General features: G+C 30.8%; 3 protein-coding genes and 1 pseudogene. 1 reads left to right on the forward strand and 3 read right to left on the reverse strand.

Translation table 11 applies throughout. The features are described 5' to 3' along the window. From HMPREF9333_RS11200 to HMPREF9333_RS11210, 3 genes are all read right to left on the reverse strand, one after another. A partial coding sequence (locus HMPREF9333_RS11200) for a transposase (RefSeq protein ID WP_005542158.1) occupies window positions 1-312 on the reverse strand: 312 nt, incomplete at its 3' end. Window positions 313-876: 564 nt separating this feature from the next. After that, the gene (locus HMPREF9333_RS11205) at window positions 877-1,041 is read right to left on the reverse strand and encodes a transposon-encoded TnpW family protein (RefSeq protein ID WP_005542162.1); all 165 of its coding nucleotides are present in this window, start codon (window positions 1,039-1,041) and stop codon (window positions 877-879) included. A gap of 101 nt (window positions 1,042-1,142) precedes the next feature. Next, entirely contained in the window at window positions 1,143-2,621 is a 1,479-nt protein-coding gene (locus HMPREF9333_RS11210; protein WP_005542164.1) for an Lsa family ABC-F type ribosomal protection protein, read from the reverse strand. Between the two features lie 222 nt (window positions 2,622-2,843). Between HMPREF9333_RS11210 and HMPREF9333_RS11215 the strand changes: the two are divergent. Further along, a pseudogene (locus tag HMPREF9333_RS11215) lies at window positions 2,844-3,145 on the forward strand (helix-turn-helix domain-containing protein); the annotation flags it as partial.

Here is a 3,145-nt window from a genome sequence, read left to right on the forward strand (position 1 = left end):
ACGGCGTTGTGCTACATTAAGCTTCAGTAAACCAGATTTTTTTTTAAGCCACTCGTTCTGAGTGGTAAGTTTGCCAATCTGAGCATATAAATCATTTATTTCAGATTCATGTGCTTTTTGAGCTTTGCGTTCTTTTGATAAATTATCTTGGAATAGTGTATACAACTGAGACTCAGCTTCTCGTTTCCATTTTGAAAGCATGTTTGGATGAATATTGTTCTCGGCAGCTATCTCATTGATTGTACGCTCGCCTCGAATTGCTTCAAGGACAAGTTTCGATTTTTCCTCCGGGGAGTGTTGTTGTCTTGCCATATTTGGACTCCTTTCGCTATAAAATTATACGGAAAATCCAACTTAGAAACAATAATTTTTTTGTCTTAATTTATGGGTTCATTATACATTATACTCCTTTCTTGACAGTTCCACTCCTTAGGTTTTGGGTTTTTCATATTCAGTAAATATGTACTGACCATCTCATGAAACATCAAAAAAAGCACCGCCACTTTGCTTCCACCTGCAAAGCAGGTCAGCAATAAAAACGCAGCAATGCTCCTTAATAAGAGTATAACGCAAGCGGATCAAAATGTCAACAGTGATAATCTCACCTATAATGATGCTCTTTTTATCATGCGTTTTTCAAAGTTCAAAGAACTTTAACTGAGTTCAAAATATATCTAAAATACATTTCTGTACTTTATTCAAAAATATCTTTTTTCTACTTGACTTTTAATAGTTAGTCTTTAATTTAAGAAGATAGACAGAATATAATCAAGAGAGTAATGTAATTTACATTCTACTTTAGTTCCTTTAATTCTGTAATTATCGACCACTTTGGGAATATTTGTCAAGGACATAAACAAAATTTCTTTAATAAATTTATATCTTCTCTGTCTCTCTCTTGATTAGCTTCAGTATTTTGTCCTTGTATGTTTGCCCTGTACCTTGCTTGAAATGTAGATTTACAGTATATTTTGTTTTTCCAATATCCATTATTAACTGTTTATGTGGTGGTGCTTTTATTTCTCTTTTTTCTTCTTCCATAAGTCCTCTTTTCCGCTTTTAGGCAAAGAAAAAACAGTAAACTTTTTTTGATTTACTGTTTCTGTATCAGTCTTTTTCTAAACTTTAATTGTTTATTTCATTTATAATTGTATGATTTTATTGGCTATATCTTCTACAAATCGATTATCGTGTTCCACAAATATGAGTGTAGGCTTTGCTTCTTTTATAATTTCCTCAATCTGTATTCTTGATATTACATCTATGTAATTCAACGGTTCGTCCCAAACAAATATATGAGCTGGCTTTGACAAACTTATGGCAATTAAAACTTTCTTTTTTTGTCCATCACTATAATTCTTCATATCTATTTCAAATAATTCTCTTGAAAAATCTAATTTTCTAAGAATTGTTTTACACAATGTTTCATCAACGTCTTGCTTATGAATATACTCATTTAGGCTACCCGTTAAATCAGATGTATCTTGAGGAATATACGATATTTTCAAATTACTTGCTAATTTTATCTCACCTGTATACTCGTGATTTAGACCTAACAAAATTTTAATCAAGGTCGATTTTCCGCTTCCATTACTACCATATATAGCCACTATATCGCCTTGTTGTATCTCAAAGCTCAGGTTATTTAATATCTGTTTTTCTCCATAGTATGATGATAACTCACCAACCGATATTAGAGGATTTTTTTGATGATGTAACGGATGCAATAATAGATTTTCCTTTGTTTCAATATCTTTTAGTAAATTCTGCTTTTCTTCTATTGCCTTATTTTGTCTATTCTCCAAATTCTTAGCTTTTTTCATCATCTTGGCTGACTGATGACCTATATGTCCCTTATCTGGTTTTACACCTGATACTTTCACACCATTTTTAGTATTTTCAATTTTATCAGACCAAATTTGACTTTGTCTTGCAGAATCTTTTAATCGTTTAATATCTTTTCTTAATTTTTCATTTTTACTGATTTCAAATTGGTCTTTCATCAATTTATTTTCATACCATGATGTAAAATTTCCTGATTGGACATCAATAGAATTCCTGTTAATAGAAATAACATGATTGATACAGCCATCTAAAAAATCTCTATCATGAGATATGAGCAAAAAACCTTTTTTACTTTTCAGATATTCACTTGCAATTTTTCTTCCGTACATATCTAAATGGTTTGTTGGTTCATCAATAAATAAAAAACCATCTTCTCTTGTAAACAAAATAGCTAAAAGGATTTTTGTTTGTTCTCCTTTAGAAAGCGTTTCAAACTCCCTATAAACAAGGTTCTCATCTACATTTAGCAAATTAAGTTCTCTAAATAATTTCCATTCTTCCTCATCTGATATTAATTCTTTATGTAACTCAATCCCTAATTTTGAAGTATCCATTATATTTGGTGGAAATTTAATAAATTCAACATCCTTGCTTATTTTGCCTTGATAAGTTTCTTGATTTAAAAGTAACTTAAATAGAGTTGATTTACCAATTCCATTTCTTCCTATCAATCCTATTTTCCAGTTTGTATCAAAGGAAAATGATACATTTTCAAATATAGGTTTTACATATCCATAATATGAGAAAGTGAGGTTTTCAATTTTAATTGCTGACATAAAAATCCCCCCTCACAAGTCTATTTTATTTAATATAATATCATTTTTTAGCTTGATTGTATATAATAAACCCATAAATTAAGACAAAAAAAATTATTGTGGTAAAATGAAAAAGTTACTTCCAGTTATCTTTCCTTATCCTGATTTTAGTTTTTCAATAAGTACTTTATGAAAGACTTACTTCCGGCTATCCTATTACCTGTGATGTTCATAGGAGAAAGGATGACTATTATGAAAGCAAAACATTTAACTTTAGATGACAGGAAAGCCATTCAGGAAGGCATAGAAAGACGTCTTTCAAAAACTGCCATAGCTAAATCTATTTCCAAAGATCCTACTACTGTTGCCAAAGAAATAAAACTTCACAGAACAGTTAAACAGCGAAACCGTTTTAACTCTCCTGTCATGTGTGCTAAATTGAAAGAGTGCAAAAAACCACGTAAGTTCTGCTCGGAAAGACTGCATTGATTATGTAGAACAGCCTTGTACTATGCGTGACCGTTCCACAGCGCATGTAATCATTG

It is taken from the genome of Johnsonella ignava ATCC 51276 (genome assembly GCF_000235445.1).
Classification (GTDB): domain Bacteria; phylum Bacillota; class Clostridia; order Lachnospirales; family Lachnospiraceae; genus Johnsonella; species Johnsonella ignava.

Bases quoted from the DNA above. Each gene is read 5' to 3' on its own strand.
- HMPREF9333_RS11210 (WP_005542164.1), bottom strand. From the start codon at position 2,621: ATGTCAGCAATTAAAATTGAAAACCTCACTTTCTCATATTATGGATAT.
- HMPREF9333_RS11205 (WP_005542162.1), bottom strand. From the start codon at position 1,041: ATGGAAGAAGAAAAAAGAGAAATAAAAGCACCACCACATAAACAGTTA.